Origin of the sequence: Plantibacter sp. VKM Ac-2876 (assembly GCF_015350715.1) — a bacterium.
GTDB lineage: Bacteria > Actinomycetota > Actinomycetes > Actinomycetales > Microbacteriaceae > Plantibacter > Plantibacter auratus.
The window spans coordinates 262,955-281,297 of the sequence record NZ_JADKSI010000002.1 but is presented as its reverse complement, the minus strand read 5'-3'; the positions used below and the strand labels follow the sequence as shown (position 1 = coordinate 281,297).

Sequence of the window (18,343 nt, the reverse complement as noted above, 5' to 3'; positions counted from 1 at the left end):
TTCGTTGGGTCGTATCCGGCCGCACACTTTCCACGAACGGACATTCTCGCGCATGGCTTCTACCGCTGACATCAAGAACGGCATCGTCCTGAACATCGACGGGCAGCTCTGGACGGTGATCGAGTTCCAGCACGTCAAGCCGGGCAAGGGTGGCGCGTTCGTCCGCACCAAGATGAAGAACATCATGACCGGCAAGGTCGTCGACAAGACGTACAACGCCGGCACGAAGATCGACGTCGAGAACGTCGACCGCCGCGACTTCACCTACCTGTACGCGGACGGCGACTCCTTCGTCTTCATGGACAAGAGCGACTACGACCAGATCACCATCCCCGCCGTCGTCGTCGGCGACACCAAGAACTTCCTCCTCGAGAACCAGGACGTCACGGTCGCGCTCAACAACGGCAACCCGCTGTATGTCGAGCTCCCCGCGTCGGTCATCCTCGAGGTCACATACACGGAGCCCGGGCTCCAGGGCGACCGCTCGACCGGTGGCACGAAGCCGGCGACCGTCGAGACCGGCTACGAGATCCAGGTCCCCCTGTTCCTCGAGACCGGCACCAAGGTCAAGGTCGACACCCGCACGGGCGACTACCTCGGTCGCGTCAACGAGTGAGCGCTCGTACCAAGGCGCGCAAGCGCGCCCTCGATCTGCTGTACCAGGCCGACGTCCGTCAGCAGACCCTCGCTGAAGTCCTGTCCGCGGAAGCGTCTCGCGCCGTCAGCGAGCCCGACCGCCAGGCCTCGTGGTTGTACGCGCGGGAGATCGTCGACGGCGTCGGCGACCACGCCGAGGAGATCGACGAACAGATCGAGACGTACGCGCAGGGCTGGACGCTCGCGCGGATGCCCACGGTCGACCGTGCCATCCTCCGGATCGCGATCTGGGAGATCCTGTTCAACGACGAGGTGCCGCACGGCGTCGCCATCGACGAAGCGGTCGAGGCGGCCAAGACGCTGTCGACCGACGACTCGGCCGGCTTCATCAACGGCCTGCTCGGCAAGATCTCGCAGATCAACCCGCGGTGACGATGAGCGACGAGACCGGTCCGGCCCTGCCGTTGAAGCGCGTGCACCACATCGCGATCATCGCCAGCGACTACGAGGCCTCCAAGCGCTTCTACACCTCGGTGCTCGGCTGTGAGCTGATCACCGAGGTGTACCGGGCCGAGCGGGACTCCTGGATGGGCGACCTCGCACTGAACGGTGAGTACCTCATCGAGCTGTTCTCCTTCCCGGACACGCCGGCACGCGCATCCGGACCCGAAGCGCTCGGACTGCGGCACCTCGCCTTCGCCGTCGACGACGTCGACGCCGGCCACGCCCGTCTGGTGGAGCTGGGGGTCCGCGTCGAAGACGTCCGGATCGACCCGCACACCTCGCGCAAGATGCTGTTCTTCTTCGATCCCGACGGCCTCCCGTTGGAGCTCTACGAGGCCTGATCCGACTGCTAGGCTCGGGTGTTGACCAAGACAACCTTTAAGACCGTCCAGAGAGGCGGAGAAGGGAGTCGGCGATGAGCGCACGTACCGTGCTGCACGAAGCTGACATCGCGCGGGCGTTGACTCGGATCTCCCACGAGATCCTCGAGTCCAACCGCGGAGCAGACGACCTCGTGATCCTCGGCATCCCGACACGCGGGGTCATCCTCGCGAAGCGGATCGCCGCCACGATCTCCTCGATCTCGGGCGCGACCATCGTCTCGGGTGCACTCGACGTCACGATGTACCGCGACGACCTGGCGAAACACCCGACCCGTGCACCACAGCCCACGACGCTGCCGCCGCAGGGGATCGACGGGCGCACGGTCGTCCTCGTCGACGACGTCCTGTACTCGGGCCGCACGATCCGCGCCGCCCTCGACGCGCTGACCGACCTGGGCCGCCCGCGCGTCGTACGGCTCGCCGCGCTCGTCGACCGCGGGCACCGCGAGCTCCCGATCCGACCCGACTTCGTGGGGAAGAACCTGCCCTCCTCGCAGGCGGAGCGCATCTTCGTCCGGCTCACGGAGTTCGACGGCGACGACTCGGTAACGATCGAGGGGAGCGGCGAATGAGGCATCTGCTGTCGACGAAGACCCTCACCCGCGACGAGGCGATCGAGATCCTCGACGTCGCGGAGGACATGGCCGAGACGCAGTTCCGTGAGGTCCGCAAGCTCCCGACCCTCCGTGGGAAGACGGTCGTCAACCTCTTCTTCGAGGACTCGACCCGCACGCGCATCTCGTTCGAGGCTGCCGCAAAACGGCTGTCCGCAGACGTCATCACCTTCAGCGCGAAGGGGTCGAGCGTCTCGAAGGGTGAAAGCCTGAAGGACACCGCGCAGACCCTCGCCGCGATGCATGCCGACGCCGTCGTGATCCGACACTCCGCGTCCGGAGCGCCGCAGACCCTCGCCGACAGCGGGTGGATCGACGCCGGCATCCTGAATGCGGGGGACGGGACGCACGAGCACCCGACGCAGGCCCTCCTGGACGCGTTCACGATGCGCAAGCGCCTCCACGGCGAGCGGTCCCGCGGTCGCGCGCTCGACGGGGTGGCGGTGACGATCGTCGGCGACATCCTGCATTCCCGGGTCGCCCGCTCGAACGTCTGGCTGCTCGACACGCTCGGCGCCGAGGTGACCCTCGTCGCTCCGCCGACGCTGCTCCCGGTGGACCTCGGTCCCTGGCCGGCCACCGTCCGCTACGACCTGGACGACGCGATCGCCCAGCGTCCCGACGTGCTGATGATGCTCCGGATCCAGTCCGAACGCATGCACGCCGCCTTTTTCCCCAACAGCCGGGAGTATTCCAGGCGCTGGGGGCTCGACGACGAGCGGCTCGCCCGCCTCGATCCGGCTAGCATTGTCATGCACCCCGGGCCGATGAACCGCGGTCTGGAGATCTCGTCCGGGGCAGCCGACTCACCCCGGTCGACCGTCCTCGAACAGGTCGCCAACGGGGTGTCGGTCCGGATGGCCGCGTTATACCTGCTGTTGTCCGGCGATCGAGAGGAATCCACCCGTGTCTGAGCCCACTTCGAACCACGACGTCACGCTGATCACCGGAGCGACGCTCGCCGACGGGACGCGCACCGACCTCCTCCTGCGCGATGGACGGATCGCGGAACGCGGCTCCGGACTGAGTGCCGCCGGAGCGACCGTCGTCGACGCGGACGGCCTCCTCGCGCTGCCCGGGCTCGTCGACCTCCACACGCATCTGCGGGAACCCGGATTCGAACAGAGCGAGACCGTGCTCACCGGCACGCGCGCTGCGGCCGCCGGCGGCTTCACTGCGGTGTTCGCGATGGCCAACACCTCGCCGGTGGCCGACACGGCCGGGGTCGTCGAGCAGGAGCAGTCGCTCGGTGAACGCGCCGGCTACGCCACGGTGCAGCCGATCGGTGCCGTGACGGTCGGACTGGCCGGGGAACGACTCGCCGAACTCGGCGCCATGGCCTCCTCGCGTGCCAAGGTCCGGGTCTTCTCGGACGACGGCCTCTGCGTGTCCGACCCGCTGCTCATGCGCCGCGCGCTGGAGTACGTGAAGGCCTTCGACGGCGTGATCGCCCAGCACGCGCAGGAGCCCCGGCTCACCGTCGGCGCGCAGATGAACGAGGGCGCCCTCTCCGGCGAACTCGGGCTCACCGGGTGGCCGGCGGTCGCCGAGGAGTCGATCATCGCCCGCGACGTGCTCCTCGCCGAGCACGTGGGTTCCCGCCTCCACATCTGCCACGTCTCGACGGCCGGTTCCGTCGACGTCATCCGCTGGGCGAAGGCCCGGGGCATCCCCGTCACGGCCGAGGTCACGCCACACCACCTGCTCCTCACCGAGGAGCTGGTGTCCAGCTACGACGCCCGGTACAAGGTGAACCCGCCCCTGCGACGCGCGGAGGACGTCCAGGCGCTGCGCGAGGCCCTCGCGGACGGCACGATCGACATCGTCGCCACGGACCACGCACCGCACCCGGTCGAGGCCAAGGACTGCGAGTGGGACGCCGCCGCGAACGGCATGGTGGGCCTCGAGTCCGCTCTCTCCGTCGTGCACGCGTCGATGGTCGCGACCGGGCTCCTGGACTGGAACGACGTCGCCCGGGTGCTCTCGGCGACGCCGGCGAGGATCGGACGGATCACCGGGCAGGGGGCTTCGATCGAGGCCGGCGCTCCGGCGGAGGTCGTGCTCTACGACACCGCCGCCACCCGTCCGTTCGGCACGGCCGACCTGGCCGGCAAGGGCGTGAACTCGCCCTACCTCGGCCTGGAGCTGCCCGGCCGCGTCGTCGCCACCTTCCACCGGGGCTACGCGACCGTCCTGGACGGCGTCGTGCTCCCGACGGAGCAGGTCGCGACCGCAGCACGCCGCGCCGCGCGATCCGCGGAGGTCGAGCACTGATGGATGGGCGGATCCTCGCGGCCGTCCTCGTCGCCCTCGTCCTCCTCGGCATCCTCACCCTCATGGCCTTCGCCTGGCGACGCCGCGTCGCGCGCGACGCCCAGGTCGGTCCTCTCGCGGAGCTCCCCGACCCGCGGCCGGTCCCGTCACTGACGGTCGAGGTCCTCTACGTCGCGACGTCGAAGCACGACCAGCCGCTCGAACGGCTGGCGTTGCAGGGACTGCGCTACCGATCCCGGGTCACGCTCGAACTCGGAGCCGCCGGAGTCGTCGTCGACGTCCCGGGGGAGCGGCCGACGTTCATCCCGGCGACGAGCATCGTCGGCGTCGACCAGACCAACCTCACGATCGACCGGGTCGTCGAGCCGGGCGGGCTCATCCGTCTGAGCTGGCGCCCCGTCCCGACGGTGATCGCGGACAGCACCTTCCGCGTCCTCGAGCAGGCGGACCGCGCCCGCATCATCGACACCGTCACGAGCCTCATCCCCGCCGCGGACGCCGGACTCCGGCCGACGGGCACCCCAGACACCGTCACCGACACCACCTCGGCCGACGACTCCACCCCACCGCCTCACGAGAGGGCTTGACCATGACCTCCTTCACCCCACCCAGTCCAGCGGTACTCGTCCTCGAGGACGGCAACCGCTACGTCGGGCACGCCTACGGCGCGACCGGCCGCACGCTCGGCGAGGTCGTCTTCGCCACCGGCATGACCGGCTACCAGGAGACGCTGACCGACCCGTCCTACGCCGGACAGATCGTCCTGATGACCGCGCCGCACATCGGCAACACCGGCGTCAACCGCGAGGACATGGAGTCCGCCCGCGTCTGGGTCGCCGGATACGTGGTGCGCGATGCGTCGCGCATCGTCTCGAACTTCCGAGCGGACCGCTCGCTCGACGACGAACTCGTCCAGGACGGCGTCGTGGGCATCAGCGGCATCGACACCCGAGCGGTGACCCGACACATCCGTTCCGCCGGTTCCATGCGCGGCGGCGTGTTCTCCGGCGAGGACTTCGAGTTGTCCGGCGCCGAGCAGCTCAGTCTCGTCCGGGCCGGCGCGCAGATGGCCGGTCTGAACCTGTCGAGCCAGGTCTCCACGACCGAGCAGTACACCGTGCCGGCGGTGGGCGAGCGCGTCGGTTCCGTCGCAGTGCTCGACCTCGGCGTCAAGACGTCGACGCTCAACCACCTCGCCGCTCGCGGCTTCGACGTCGTGGTGCTGCCGCAGTCGGTGACCTCGGCCGAGGTCCTCGCGCTCGAGCCGTCCGCCCTGTTCTTCTCCAACGGCCCCGGTGACCCGGCTGCGAGCGACGCGCACGTCGCCCTCCTGCAGGACGTGCTCCGCGCGGGAGTGCCGTACTTCGGCATCTGCTTCGGCAACCAGCTGCTCGGCCGCGCGCTCGGCTTCGAGACCTACAAGCTGCCGTTCGGTCACCGCGGGATCAACCAGCCGGTCCTCGACAAGGCGACCGGTCGGGTGGAGATCACCTCGCAGAACCACGGCTTCGCGGTCGACCTGCCGATCGAGGGCCGTCACGAGACGCCCGCCGGGTTCGGCCTCGCCGAGGTCAGCCACTACAGCCTGAACGACGAGGTCGTCGAGGGCATCAACTGCATCGACATCCCCGCGTTCTCGGTCCAGTACCACCCCGAGTCCGCCTCGGGTCCGCACGACGCGGTCTACCTGTTCGACCGGTTCCGCGACCTCGTGACCGGCCACGCCACCACTTCCAGCACCAAGGAGAACAACTAGTGCCCAAGCGCGACGACATCAACAGCGTCCTCGTCATCGGCTCCGGGCCGATCGTCATCGGGCAGGCCGCCGAGTTCGACTACTCGGGCACCCAGGCGTGCCGCGTGCTGCGCGAGGAGGGCGTCCGCGTCATCCTCGTCAACTCGAACCCGGCGACCATCATGACCGACCCCGACTTCGCCGACGCGACCTACGTCGAGCCGATCACCTGGCAGGTCATCGAGACGATCATCGCGAAGGAGAAGCCCGACGCGATCCTGCCGACCCTCGGCGGCCAGACGGCGTTGAACGCCGCGATCCAGCTGCACGAGCACGGCATCCTCGAGAAGTACGACGTCGAGCTCATCGGCGCGAACTTCGAGGCGATCAACAAGGGCGAGGACCGCCAGATCTTCAAGCAGCTCGTGCTCGACGCGGGCGCGGACGTGGCCCGCTCCTACATCGCCCACACGGTCGAGGAGGCCGTCGGCTACGCCGAGGACCTCGGCTACCCGCTGGTCGTCCGCCCCTCGTTCACGATGGGCGGCCTCGGCTCGGGCTTCGCGTACACCGAGACGGAGCTCCGCCGGATCGTCGGCGACGGCCTCCACCAGAGCCCGACCACCGAGGTGCTCCTCGAGGAGTCGATCCTCGGCTGGAAGGAGTACGAGCTCGAGCTCATGCGCGACACGGCCGACAACACCGTCGTCGTCTGCTCGATCGAGAACGTCGACCCGGTCGGTGTGCACACCGGGGACTCCATCACGGTGGCCCCCGCCCTGACGCTGACGGACCGCGAGTACCAGAAGCTCCGCGACATCGGTATCGACATCATCCGCGCGGTCGGCGTCGACACCGGCGGCTGCAACATCCAGTTCGCGGTCGACCCGGCCGACGGCCGCATCATCGTCATCGAGATGAACCCGCGCGTCTCGCGTTCGAGTGCCCTCGCCTCGAAGGCGACCGGCTTCCCGATCGCGAAGATCGCGGCGAAGCTGGCCATCGGGTACCGTCTCGACGAGATCCCGAACGACATCACGAAGGTCACGCCCGCGAGCTTCGAGCCCACGCTCGACTACGTCGTCGTGAAGGTCCCGCGCTTCGCGTTCGAGAAGTTCCCCGCCGCCGACCCGACGCTCACGACCACCATGAAGTCGGTGGGTGAGGCGATGGCCATCGGACGCAACTACGCCACGGCCCTGCAGAAGGCGCTGCGGTCGCTCGAGAAGCGCGGTTCCAGCTTCCACTGGGGCGACGAGTCCCGCAGCGTCGAGGAGCTGCTCGAGGTCATGAAGACCCCGACCGACGGCCGCATCGTCGTCGTGCAGCAGGCGCTCCGTAAGGGTGCCACCGCCGAGCAGGTCTTCGAGGCAACCAAGATCGACCCCTGGTTCATCGACCAGATCGTCCTCATCAACGACGTCGCCGACTGGATCGCCGGGGCGGAGCGCCTCGACACGGAGGTGCTCCGGACCGCGAAGAACCACGGCTTCTCGGACGCGCAGATCGGTCAGCTGCGCGGGTTCGGCGAGCAGGAGGTGCGCGAGGTCCGCCACATCCTCGGTGTCCGCCCGGTCTACAAGACCGTCGACACGTGCGCCGGCGAGTTCCCGGCGCTCACCCCGTACCACTACTCGAGCTACGACACGGAGACCGAGGTGGTCGCGAGCGACCGCCGCAAGGTGGTCATCCTCGGGTCCGGCCCGAACCGCATCGGCCAGGGCATCGAGTTCGACTACTCCTGCGTGCACGCGTCCTTCGCGCTGCAGGCCGCCGGATTCGAGACGATCATGATCAACTGCAACCCGGAGACCGTCTCGACGGACTACGACACGAGCGACCGGCTCTACTTCGAGCCGCTCACGCTCGAGGACGTCCTCGAGGTCATCCACGCCGAGAGCGAGTCGGGCGAACTCGTCGGTGTCGTCGTCCAGCTCGGTGGCCAGACGGCGCTCGGGCTCGCGAAGGGTCTCGAGGCCGCAGGCGTCCCGATCCTCGGCACCACGCCGACCGCCATCGACCTCGCCGAGGAGCGCGGCCAGTTCCAGGAGATCCTGGACGCCGCCGGCCTCGTCGCGCCGAAGAACGGCACCGCGGTGGAGATCGAGGGTGCGCTGCGCGTCGCCGAGGAGATCGGCTACCCGGTCCTCGTCCGCCCGAGCTTCGTGCTCGGCGGACGCGGCATGGAGATCATCTACGACAGCGCCTCGCTCACGGACTACTTCGTGCGCATCGAGGACCAGGGCATCGTGGGCCCGGCCCAGCCGCTGCTCGTCGACCACTTCCTCGACGACGCGATCGAGATCGACGTCGACGCCCTGTTCGACGGCGAGGAGCTCTACATCGGCGGCGTCATGGAGCACATCGAGGAGGCCGGGATCCACTCGGGCGACTCGAGCTGCACCTTGCCGCCCGTCTCGCTCGGTCGTGCCGAGATCGACCGCGTGCGGAACGCGACGCTCGCGATCGCCCAGGGGATCGGCGTGCGTGGTCTCCTGAACGTCCAGTTCGCGATCGGCGCCGGCATCCTCTACGTCATCGAGGCGAACCCGCGTGCGTCCCGCACCGTGCCGTTCGTGTCGAAGGCGCTCGGCATCCCGCTGGCGAAGGCCGCATCACTGATCATGACCGGCGCGACGGTCGCCGAGCTCAAGGACTCGGGGCTCCTGCCCCCGGTCGACGGATCCCGGGTCCCGATCGACTCCCCGGTGTCGGTCAAGGAGGCCGTGTTGCCCTTCAAGCGCTTCCGCACGAAGGACGGCCAGATCGTCGACAGCGTGCTCGGCCCGGAGATGCGCTCCACCGGCGAGGTGATGGGCATCGACAAGGACTTCCCGCGCGCGTTCGCGAAGAGCCAGGAGGCGGCCTACGGCGGCCTGCCGTCGAGCGGAACGGTGTTCGTCTCGGTCTCCGACCGCGACAAGCGTTCGATCATCCTGCCGGTGCTGCGCCTCCAGCAGCTCGGGTTCGACATCCTCGCGACCGACGGCACGGCCGAGGTGCTGAACCGGAACGGCATCAGTGCCCGGACGGTGCGCAAGTACAGCGAGACCACGGCCGCGGGTGAGGACGACTCGATCGTCGACCTGATCAACCGCGACGAGGTCGACATGGTCATCAACACCCCGAGTGGCCGGTCGGCTCGCGCGGACGGCTACGAGATCCGCGCAGCCGCCGTCGCGGCCGACAAGCCGCTCTTCACGACGATCGCACAGCTCACCGCCGCGGTCGGCTCCTTCGAGGCGCTCGGCGGGGGCTTCGAGGTCCGCTCGCTCCAGGAGTACGCACTCGATCGGGCTGCGCGCTCGTGACGGCTTCGTTCGGAACCCGACTGGACGAGGTCTTCGTCCGGTCGGGCCGGCTCTGCGTGGGCATCGATCCGCACCGCTTCCTGCTCGAGGCGTGGGGACTACCCGACACCGCCGCCGGCGCGGGGACCTTCGGGCTCGCCGTCGTCGAGGCCGCAGCCGGTCGCGCCGGGATCGTCAAGCCGCAGGTGGCGTTCTTCGAACGGTTCGGATCGGCCGGGTACATCGCCCTCGAAGGGGTCCTCGCCGCCGCACGCGACGCCGGGCTCCTCGTGATCGGCGACGCGAAGCGCGGCGAGATCGGGACGAGCATGGAGGGCTATGCCGAGGCATGGCTGACCCCCGGTTCACCGCTGGAGGTCGACGCCATCACCGTGAACCCCTACCTCGGCTTCGGCTCACTGCAGCCGGCGCTCGACCTCGCCGAGCAGCACGGCAAGGGAGTGTTCGTGCTGACCGCGACCTCGAACCCGGAGGGTCGCGACGTCCAGCGCGCCGAGGACGGCGCCGGCCTCACCGTCGCGGCGTCGATGCTCGACGAGATCGACCACTGGAACGCACGGCACCACCCCGGGTCGACCGGTTCGATCGGTGCGGTCATCGGTGCCACGCTCCGTCTCGAGGAGTTCGGCCTGACGGCGGTACCGCCGACGACGACGATCCCGATCCTCGCGCCCGGATTCGGCCACCAGGGGGCCTCGGTCGCCGACCTCGGATCCATCTACGGCGACCTCGCACCGGGCGTCATCGTCTCCGAGTCCCGGAGCATCCTCGCCGCCGGCCCCTCGGGCATCGCGGACGCCGTCGAACGCTCCGTCGCAGCCGTGAGGAGCGCCCGTGGTTGACCGGGAGCAGGACCAGCCCAGCAGGAACATGCCGGAGGTCGATCGGGCCGCCGCCTCACGCGAGGCCGTTCGCAAACGTCGCGCCCGCGCGACCGTCAAGGCCTCCATCGCCTCCGGCGCCCGTACACCGTTGGAGGTGCTCGACGCCGCGACCGCCGATCCGGACGGCATCGAGGGCGGCATCCGCATCACCGAATACCTCCTCAGCATCCCGAGTGTCGGCGTCACCAAACTCGGGCGGATCCTCGAATCGCTCGGCATCTCCTCGGTCAAGCGCCTCGGCGGTCTCGGTCGACTGCAGCGGGATCGCCTCCGCGCCTTCATCGCAGAGCGCTACCCGGGCACGGCGCGCAGCCGACTCGTCGTGCTCGCCGGTCCGACGGCCGTCGGCAAGGGGACGGTGGCCGCGTACATCCGCGACCACTACCCGGAGGTGCACCTCTCCGTCTCGGCCACGACGCGCAAGCCGCGGCCTGGGGAGCAGCACGAGGTGAACTACTACTTCGTGACCGACGACGAGTTCGACGGCCTCATCGAGGGCGACCGCCTGCTCGAGCACGCCACGGTCCACAACGCGTACCGCTACGGCACGCCACGCGAGCCGATCGAGCGTGCGCTCGCCGCCGGCGACAGCGCGCTGCTCGAGATCGACATCCAGGGCGCCAGGCAGGTCCGGGAGGCGATGCCGGAGGCGACCCTGGTGTTCCTGCTGCCGCCGAGCTGGGACGAACTGGTCCGTCGACTCGTCGGACGGGGCACCGAGGACGAGGAGGAACGGGAGCGCCGACTGCGTACTGCGAAGGTCGAACTGGCCGCCGCGGACGAGTTCGACCACCGTGTCGTCAACGACGACGTGGCCCGCGCGGCCCAAGAGGTCGTAGACTTGATGAAGATTCACGGGGATTGACGTCCGACGCGCACCCCGCATCGATCCGATCTTCCCCGAACACAACCACACGAGGAGTGTGAACCTGCATGGCTGACAAGCTCAAGGGCATCATCGACCCGCCCATCGACTCCCTGCTCACCAAGGTCGAGTCCAAGTACGCACTCGTGATCTTCGCGTCCAAGCGCGCGCGCCAGATCAACGACTACTACGCCGACCTCCACGAGGGCAGCCTGTTCGACAACGTCGGGCCGCTGGTCGACTCGTCCGTCGAGGACAAGCCGCTCTCGATCGCGATGCACGAGATCAACGAGGACAAGCTCCAGATCAAGCCGATCGCCGAATAACGCTTCACCACGACGAATCCGCCGGGCGCCAGACGACCGGCGGATTCGTCGTGTCGGGCCCGTTCCGACCACCGCGACGCCCTGCGTCACAGGCGGACGACGTGTCCGAGGCCTCGACTAGAGTGATCAACGGTCGGGCCCCGGAACACCACGACGGCCGATCCCTCCACCATCGCATCACCACTTCCGACGGGAGACCGCATGACCGAGCTGCGCCTGTTCACCTCCGAATCCGTGACCGAGGGGCACCCCGACAAGATCTGCGACCAGATCTCGGACAGCATCCTCGACGCGCTCCTCGAGGTGGATCCGCGCAGTCGAGTCGCCGTCGAGACGCTCGTGACCACCGGGCTGGTCCATGTCGCCGGTGAGGTCTCCACGAGCGGCTACGTCGACATCCCGACGATCGTCCGCGAGCGCATCCGGTCCATCGGCTACACCTCGTCCGACATCGGATTCGACGGCGACTCCTGCGGCGTGAGCGTGTCGATCGGCTCACAGTCCGCCGACATCGCCGCCGGAGTCGACCATGCCTTCGAGTCCCGCGAGCAGTCCAGTGTCGACGCCTACGACCTCCAGGGCGCCGGCGACCAGGGCATCATGTTCGGGTTCGCGACCACCGAGACGCCGCAGTACATGCCGCTGCCCAGCTGGATCGCGCACCGTCTCGCAGAGCGACTCGCCGAGGTCCGCAAGTCCGGCCAGCTCGACTACCTGCGCCCGGACGGCAAGACCCAGGTCACCATCGGGTACGACGGCTTCCTCCCGAAGACCGTGGAGACGGTCGTGGTCTCCACGCAGCACAATCCGGGTGTCTCCACGGAGCAGCTGCGCCGCGACGTCCAGCGTCACGTCATCGAACCGGTCCTCGCGACGGTCGAGCTCGACAGCTCGAACGTGACGCACCTGATCAACCCGACCGGCATCTTCGTCGTCGGTGGCCCGATGGGCGACGCCGGGCTCACCGGACGCAAGATCATCATCGACACCTACGGCGGAGCGGCTCGACACGGCGGTGGGGCCTTCAGCGGGAAGGACCCGTCGAAGGTGGACCGCTCGGCCGCATACGCCATGCGCTGGGTGGCGAAGAACGCGGTCGCCGCCGGATTCGCCGAACGTCTCGAGGTGCAGGTCGCCTACGCCATCGGCAAGGCCGCGCCGGTCGGACTCTACGTCGAGACCTTCGGGACGGCCCATGTGCCGGAGGCGGACATCACGCGCGCGATCCGCGACGTCTTCGACCTCCGTCCGGCCGCGATCATCGCCGACCTCGACCTCATCCGCCCCATCTACGCCGCCACGGCGGCGTACGGGCACTTCGGCCGCGAGCTCCCCGACTTCACGTGGGAGCGTCTCGACCGGGTGGAGGCGTTGCGGTCAGCAGCCGGGCTGTAGCCGTGGTCGGCGCGAGGGTCGCCAGGGTGGTGCTCGACTCCCCGTTGCCACAGCTCGACCACCTGTTCGACTACGCCATCCCCGACGAACTGACCGACGACGCCGTACTCGGCGCGCGCGTCTCGGTCCCGTTGCGCTCGGCCGGGCGGTCGGCGAACGGGTTCATCGTGGACCTCGCCGAATCGAGCGAGTTCGGCGGAGCGCTCAGCCCGCTGAGCTCGGTCGTGTCGTCGGTACCGGTCCTGACCCCGACCCTGTGGACGCTCGCACGCCGTGTCGCGGATCGCAGCGCCGGGAGCGCGATGGACGTCCTGCGTCTCGCCATTCCGCCGCGACAGGTCCGGGTGGAGAAGACCTGGACCGCCGCGACCCCGCCGGAGCCTCCGTCGGTCGAGCGGCGCACCGTCCCGGGGTTCGCCCCCGGCACCCTCGACCGTCTCGCGCCGGGGGAGCGGTACGCGATCAGCGCGATCCCCACCCTGACCGCGACGAGCGCGGGCGTCTGGCTCCCCGACTGGTCCTTCACGCTGGCGGCTCTCGCCGTGAACCAGCTGGCCGAGGGGAGGAGTGCGATCCTGTGCGTCCCCGACTACCGGGACGTCGAACACCTCCTTGCGGCGCTCGACGACCTCGGTGTCGGTGCCGCGGTCGCGAGAGCCGACGCGAAGCAGACCCCGGCTGCTCGCTACCGCGCCTACCTGGACGGACTGCATCCGGTGCCCCGGATCGTCGTCGGCAACCGGTCGGCCGTCTACGCACCGGCGCACGACCTCGGACTCATCGCCCTCTGGGACGACGGCGACACCCTCCACCAGGAACAGCTCGCCCCCTATGTGCACGCTCGCGACGTCGCGCTGACCCGGCAAGAGATGAGCGGCTCCGCACTCGTCTTCGCCGCGCACTCGCGCAGCACCGAGACCCAGCGACTCGTCGAACTCGGCTGGCTGCGCGAGGTCGGACCGACCCCGCCGGTACGACCGAGAGTCGTCGTGTCCCGGGCGAGCGGCGACGACGCCATGACGAGCCAGGCGAGGATCCCGTCGAGCGCCTGGCGCGCGGTCGACGAGGCGCTGCATCACGGACCCGTGCTGGTCCAGGTCGCGCGGCCGGGGTACGCGCCGCACCTCGCCTGTCGACGGTGCGGGACGAGGGCCCACTGCTCTGTGTGCCACGGTCCACTCCAACTCGCCACAGCCCGTTCGCAGCCCTCCTGCCGGTGGTGCGGTCACCTCGCGGCAGGGTGGTCGTGCGAGACCTGCCACGACACCGCGTTCCGCGTCACGGCCGCCGGCACCGGCCGGACCGCCGAGGAACTGGGCCGGGCATTCCCCCGGTACCGGGTCGTGGTGTCGGACGGCGACGCCCCCAAGTTCGAGGTCGGCCCGGAGCCGGCGCTGGTGATCGCGACCCGCGGCGCGGAGCCCGTCGCAGCGGGCGGCTACGCCGCCGTCCTCCTGGTCGACGCAGACCGCATGCTGGCGCGGGAGTCGCTCCGTGTCGCCGAGGACTGCCTGCGGTGGTGGTCGAACGCCGCAGCCCTGGCCGCTCCACGCGCGCCGGTGCTCCTGATCGGCGTCGAGGCCCCCGTGGCGAACGCCTTCGCCCTCTGGCAGCAACCGCGGTTCGCGAGCGAGGAGCTCGCCGAGCGCCGAGAGCTCGGGTTCCCTCCCGCGGTCCGGAGCGCGACCCTCACCGGCACCCGCGACGCCGTCGACGCCGCTCTCACTGCGCTGCCCGCCGAGTACCGAAGCCGCGTGCTCGGCCCGACCGTCGACGAAGCGGGGGACAGCGTCGCGATCCTGCGGGTCGACTACGGCCACGCCAGGGCGGTCGCCGAGCAGTTGCGGGCGACCGTGGTCGCGCAGGCGGCGAAGCGTCGACGGCCGACGCCCGGCAGGCGGGCACCGAAAGCCCCGCCTACACTCAGAGTACGATTCGACGATCCGGAGATGCTGTCATGATCCACCCCGTCCACGAAGTCCGAACCGCATGAGGCTGGTCTTCGCCGGCACCCCCGCCGTCGCCGTCCCGACGCTCGACGCCCTCGTCTCGGCCGGGCACGAGATCGCGGCCGTCGTGACCCGACCCGACGCCCCGCTCGGCCGCAAGCGGGTCCTGACCCCGTCGCCCGTGGCAGCGGCCGCCGAACGGCTCGGGCTCCCGGTCATCCGCGCTGCACGTCTCGACGACGACGCGACCGCGCGGATCGTCGCGCTCCGTGCGGAACTCGGCGTGATCGTCGCGTACGGCGGGCTCGTCCGTGAACCCCTCCTGTCCGCGCCGGCACACGGTTGGATCAATCTGCACTTCTCATTGCTGCCGGCCTGGCGCGGCGCGGCGCCCGTCCAGCGTTCCGTGATGGCCGGAGACGCGGTCACCGGTGCGTCGGTCTTCCGGCTCGTGCCGGCTCTCGACGCCGGAGACGTCTTCGCGACCGTGGAGACGCCGATCGGCGAGGGCGAGACCTCGGGGGAGCTCCTCGACCGCCTCGCCGAGCTCGGCGCACCGCTCACGGCGGAGGTCGTCGCCGCCATAGCCGCCGGCACCGCGGTCGCGGCCCCGCAGCAGGGCGAGGTGTCGCTCGCGCCGAAGCTCGACGGCCAGGACGGTCGGATCGTCTGGGACCGCCCCGTAGCCGACGTGTGGTCGCAGATCCGCGGGGTGACCCCTGAGCCGGGCGCGTTCACCCTTCTCGACGAGGCACGGCTGAAGGTGCACCGTGCCGCCCCCGTGTCGACGATGCCGACGGACCCACCGGCGCCCGGGACGATCGTGTCCGTCGACGGCCTCGTCCTGGTCGGCACGGCGGACACACCGTTGCAACTCCTGCAGGTGCAGCCGGCCGGGCGCACGGCGATGCCAGCCGCCGACTGGTGGCGCGGTGCGTCCGCTGGAACCGATCGGCTGGTCACCGCGTGAGCGGCCAGCAGCCAGAGGGCCAGCGACGCCGCGACCGACGGCCCCGCGACGAGGAACCCCGACGCGGACGCCAGCGTCCCACGCGTCCGCGTGACTCGGCGACCGTGCAGCCGGCACGCCGAGTGGCCTTCGACGTCATCCACGCCGTCAGCACCTCGGACGCCTACGCGAACCTCCTCCTGCCGCACCGGCTGGCCGAGGCGAAGTTGAGTCCGGCGGACGCCGGCCTCGCGACCGAGCTGACGTACGGCACCCTCCGCCGACGCGGGTACTACGACCGGGTCATCGCGCACGCGGCCAAGCGTCCCGTGACCGAGATCGACGACGCGATCCTCGACGTCCTACGGCTCGGTGCCCATCAGCTACTCTCCATGCGCGTCCCAGGCCACGCCGCCGTGAACGAGTCGGTCGAGCTCGCCCGGTCCGCCGGGTCACGGTCCGCGGCCGGCTTCACCAACGGTGTCCTCCGCACCATCTCGCGGACCGAACCGGCCGAGTGGGAGCGGATCCTGCTCGGTGAGGTCACGAACGACACCGATCGCCTGGCCGTGAGCACCGCCCACCCGTCGTGGGTCGTTCGGGCCATCAGGCAGGCGCTCGACCTGCAGGACCGCGGCGACGAACTCGAGGACGCGCTGGCCGCGGACAACCTCGCTCCGCAGGTGAACCTCATCGCACTCCCGGGGCTCGCCGACCGGCCCGAGGACGCCGAACCGAACCGGTTCTCGCCGTACGGCTTCCGCAGCGCCGGCGGCGACCCGGTGCAACTCGTCGGGACCGGCGGCGGGCGCCTCCGCGTCCAAGACGAGGGCTCGCAGCTCGCCGCACTCGCACTGACCCGCGCGGTACCGGTCCGGTCAGGCGAGCGATGGCTCGACCTCTGTGCGGGGCCGGGTGGCAAGGCGGCGCTGCTGGCCGCCGAGGCCCTCGCCGGCGGAGCGCGCCTCGACGCGAACGAACTGGTCCCCGCCAGGGCCCGTCTCGTGGAGCGCGCCCTCGCAGGTGTCCCGCTCGACGTGTCGGTCTCGACCGCCGACGGCACGACGCTCGCGGCGGCGCATCCCGGAACCTACGACCGCATCCTCCTCGATGCCCCGTGCACCGGGCTCGGCGCGCTGCGACGACGACCGGAGGCGCGGTGGCGGAAGACGCCGAAGGACGTCTCCGAACTGACGCGACTGCAGGGCTCACTGCTCGATGCCGCCATCACCGCGCTCGCTCCCGGCGGGATCGTGGCGTACGTGACGTGTTCACCACACGTCGGCGAGACGGCACTGATCGTGGAGAGCGCCCTGCGAGCCCATCCCGGGATGGAGCGGCTCGACACCTCCGCGGTGCTCGACCAGGTCACGACCGAACCGCTCGACGCCGCGGCGCCCGGTGGCGCGGTCCAGCTCTGGCCGCACCGCCAGGGCACCGACGCCATGTACATCGCGCTGCTCCGCAAGCCCGCGGAGTCGGCCGGATCCGCTGTCGATCGCTAGGCTCGAGCACATGTCCGCGCGCATCAACCCGAGCATCCTGTCCGCCGATTTCGTGAACCTCCAGGCCGACCTGGAGCGGATCGCGAGCGCCGACCTCGTCCACGTCGACGTGATGGACAACCATTTCGTCCCGAACCTCACGTTCGGTCCGCAGATGGTCGGTCGCATCCAGGACGTGTCTCCGGTCCCGCTCGACGTCCACCTCATGATCTCGGACGTCGATCGATGGGCTCCCGGCTACGCCGAGCTCGGGGCGTTCTCGGTGACGTTCCACGCCGAGGCCACCAGCGACCCTGTCGCCCTCGCCAGACGCCTGCGTTCCATCGGGGCACGTGCCGGGATCGCCGTGAAGCCCGGCACGCCCATCGAGCCGTACCTGGAACTCCTGCCGGAGTTCGACCAGGTGCTCGTCATGACGGTCGAGCCGGGGTTCGGCGGACAGTCGTTCATGCCGGAGACCATGCCGAAGCTGCAGGCGCTGTCAGCCGAGGTCGCGCGCACCGGTCTCGACGTCTGGCTCCAGGTCGACGGCGGGATCTCCGCGGACACGATCGGGATCGCGGCCGCCGCGGGTGCCGACACCTTCGTCGCGGGGTCGGCCGTCTACAGCGGTTCCGATCCTGCCTCGAACATCGCGCTCCTCCGGGCCGCAGCCGAGGCGTCGACGCACACTCACTGACCCGGCGGGCCGGTCGAGCGCCCCCGCGGTGCGCGCCGCCGCCTGGAACCGGTACCCTGGAGCACGTGAAAACCTTCGACGAGCTGTTCGACGAGCTGCGCCTGAAGGCCGAGACCCGGCCGGAGGGTTCCGGCACCGTCCGCGAACTGGACACGGGCGTGCACGGCATCGGGAAGAAGATCGTCGAGGAGGCCGCCGAGGTCTGGATGGCGGCCGAGTACCAGAGCGACACCGAGACGGCCGAGGAGATCTCGCAGCTGCTCTACCACGTGCAGGTGATGATGGTGGCGAAGGGGCTCACCCCCGCCGACGTCTACCGACATCTGTAGGAGCACGTCGCGGCGCATCCGCCGCGCCTCCTGATCACCCTGTC

Annotated in this window: 17 protein-coding genes and 1 pseudogene; all 18 read left to right on the top strand. The window is 69.9% G+C overall.

The features are described 5' to 3' along the window. Nucleotides 1–52 precede the first annotated feature (52 nt). The 18 genes and pseudogenes from efp to ITJ62_RS07620 all read left to right on the top strand — a co-directional run bounded on the left by efp (nt 53) and on the right by ITJ62_RS07620 (nt 18,299). Nucleotides 53–616, top strand: a complete 564-nt coding sequence (gene efp / locus ITJ62_RS07705; protein WP_056005785.1) for an elongation factor P — start codon at nt 53–55, stop codon at nt 614–616. Continuing rightward, nucleotides 613–1,029, top strand: a complete 417-nt coding sequence (gene nusB / locus ITJ62_RS07700) for a transcription antitermination factor NusB (RefSeq protein ID WP_064293834.1) — start codon at nt 613–615, stop codon at nt 1,027–1,029. The genes efp and nusB overlap by 4 nt, the downstream gene beginning before the upstream one ends. A gap of 2 nt (nt 1,030–1,031) precedes the next feature. Beyond that, nucleotides 1,032–1,442: a VOC family protein gene (locus ITJ62_RS07695; protein WP_194600670.1), complete on the top strand. Its 411-nt coding sequence runs from the start codon at nt 1,032–1,034 to the stop codon at nt 1,440–1,442. A 68-nt stretch (nt 1,443–1,510) separates the two neighbouring features. Beyond that, nucleotides 1,511–2,056, top strand: a pseudogene (gene pyrR / locus ITJ62_RS07690) (bifunctional pyr operon transcriptional regulator/uracil phosphoribosyltransferase PyrR); the annotation flags it as partial. After that, entirely contained in the window at nt 2,053–3,012 is a 960-nt protein-coding gene (locus ITJ62_RS07685) for an aspartate carbamoyltransferase catalytic subunit (protein ID WP_071260160.1), read from the top strand. The pseudogene pyrR and the gene ITJ62_RS07685, both read left to right, overlap by 4 nt. Further along, entirely contained in the window at nt 3,005–4,372 is a 1,368-nt protein-coding gene (locus tag ITJ62_RS07680) for a dihydroorotase (protein ID WP_370581864.1), read from the top strand. The genes ITJ62_RS07685 and ITJ62_RS07680 overlap by 8 nt, the downstream gene beginning before the upstream one ends. After that, on the top strand, nt 4,372–4,959 hold the full coding sequence (locus ITJ62_RS07675) for a hypothetical protein (RefSeq protein ID WP_194600667.1): 588 nt from the start codon (nt 4,372–4,374) through the stop codon (nt 4,957–4,959). The genes ITJ62_RS07680 and ITJ62_RS07675 overlap by 1 nt, the downstream gene beginning before the upstream one ends. Nucleotides 4,960–4,961: 2 nt before the next feature. Further along, nucleotides 4,962–6,128: a glutamine-hydrolyzing carbamoyl-phosphate synthase small subunit gene (carA, locus tag ITJ62_RS07670; RefSeq protein ID WP_194600665.1), complete on the top strand. Its 1,167-nt coding sequence runs from the start codon at nt 4,962–4,964 to the stop codon at nt 6,126–6,128. Next, entirely contained in the window at nt 6,128–9,418 is a 3,291-nt protein-coding gene (gene carB, locus ITJ62_RS07665; RefSeq protein ID WP_138947079.1) for a carbamoyl-phosphate synthase large subunit, read from the top strand. Before carA ends, carB begins: the two co-directional genes overlap by 1 nt. Beyond that, nucleotides 9,415–10,260 carry an orotidine-5'-phosphate decarboxylase gene (gene pyrF, locus ITJ62_RS07660; protein ID WP_194600647.1) on the top strand — a complete coding sequence of 282 codons (846 nt, stop codon included), beginning with the start codon at nt 9,415–9,417 and terminating at the stop codon, nt 10,258–10,260. The genes carB and pyrF overlap by 4 nt, the downstream gene beginning before the upstream one ends. A 28-nt stretch (nt 10,261–10,288) precedes the next feature. Further along, the gene (gmk, locus tag ITJ62_RS07655; protein ID WP_064293842.1) at nt 10,289–11,167 is read left to right on the top strand and encodes a guanylate kinase; all 879 of its coding nucleotides are present in this window, start codon (nt 10,289–10,291) and stop codon (nt 11,165–11,167) included. A gap of 68 nt (nt 11,168–11,235) precedes the next feature. Continuing rightward, on the top strand, nt 11,236–11,493 hold the full coding sequence (rpoZ, locus tag ITJ62_RS07650; RefSeq protein WP_056005756.1) for a DNA-directed RNA polymerase subunit omega: 258 nt from the start codon (nt 11,236–11,238) through the stop codon (nt 11,491–11,493). Nucleotides 11,494–11,694: 201 nt separating this feature from the next. Beyond that, nucleotides 11,695–12,888: a methionine adenosyltransferase gene (gene metK, locus ITJ62_RS07645; RefSeq protein ID WP_064293843.1), complete on the top strand. Its 1,194-nt coding sequence runs from the start codon at nt 11,695–11,697 to the stop codon at nt 12,886–12,888. Nucleotides 12,889–12,914: 26 nt separating this feature from the next. Then, the gene (locus ITJ62_RS07640) at nt 12,915–14,849 is read left to right on the top strand and encodes a primosomal protein N' (protein WP_370581863.1); all 1,935 of its coding nucleotides are present in this window, start codon (nt 12,915–12,917) and stop codon (nt 14,847–14,849) included. Between the two features lie 28 nt (nt 14,850–14,877). Then, entirely contained in the window at nt 14,878–15,807 is a 930-nt protein-coding gene (gene fmt, locus ITJ62_RS07635) for a methionyl-tRNA formyltransferase (RefSeq protein WP_194600641.1), read from the top strand. Continuing rightward, nucleotides 15,804–17,291, top strand: coding sequence for an RsmB/NOP family class I SAM-dependent RNA methyltransferase (locus ITJ62_RS07630; protein ID WP_370581862.1), 1,488 nt, complete (start codon nt 15,804–15,806; stop codon nt 17,289–17,291). The genes fmt and ITJ62_RS07630 overlap by 4 nt, the downstream gene beginning before the upstream one ends. Before the next feature lie 10 nt (nt 17,292–17,301). Then, nucleotides 17,302–17,970, top strand: a complete 669-nt coding sequence (rpe, locus tag ITJ62_RS07625) for a ribulose-phosphate 3-epimerase (protein WP_137241677.1) — start codon at nt 17,302–17,304, stop codon at nt 17,968–17,970. 65 nt (nt 17,971–18,035) lie between these two features. Beyond that, complete coding sequence (locus tag ITJ62_RS07620; RefSeq protein ID WP_064293847.1) at nt 18,036–18,299, top strand: phosphoribosyl-ATP diphosphatase; 264 nt, start codon at nt 18,036–18,038, stop codon at nt 18,297–18,299. The last annotated feature ends 44 nt before the right edge of the window (nt 18,300–18,343 follow it).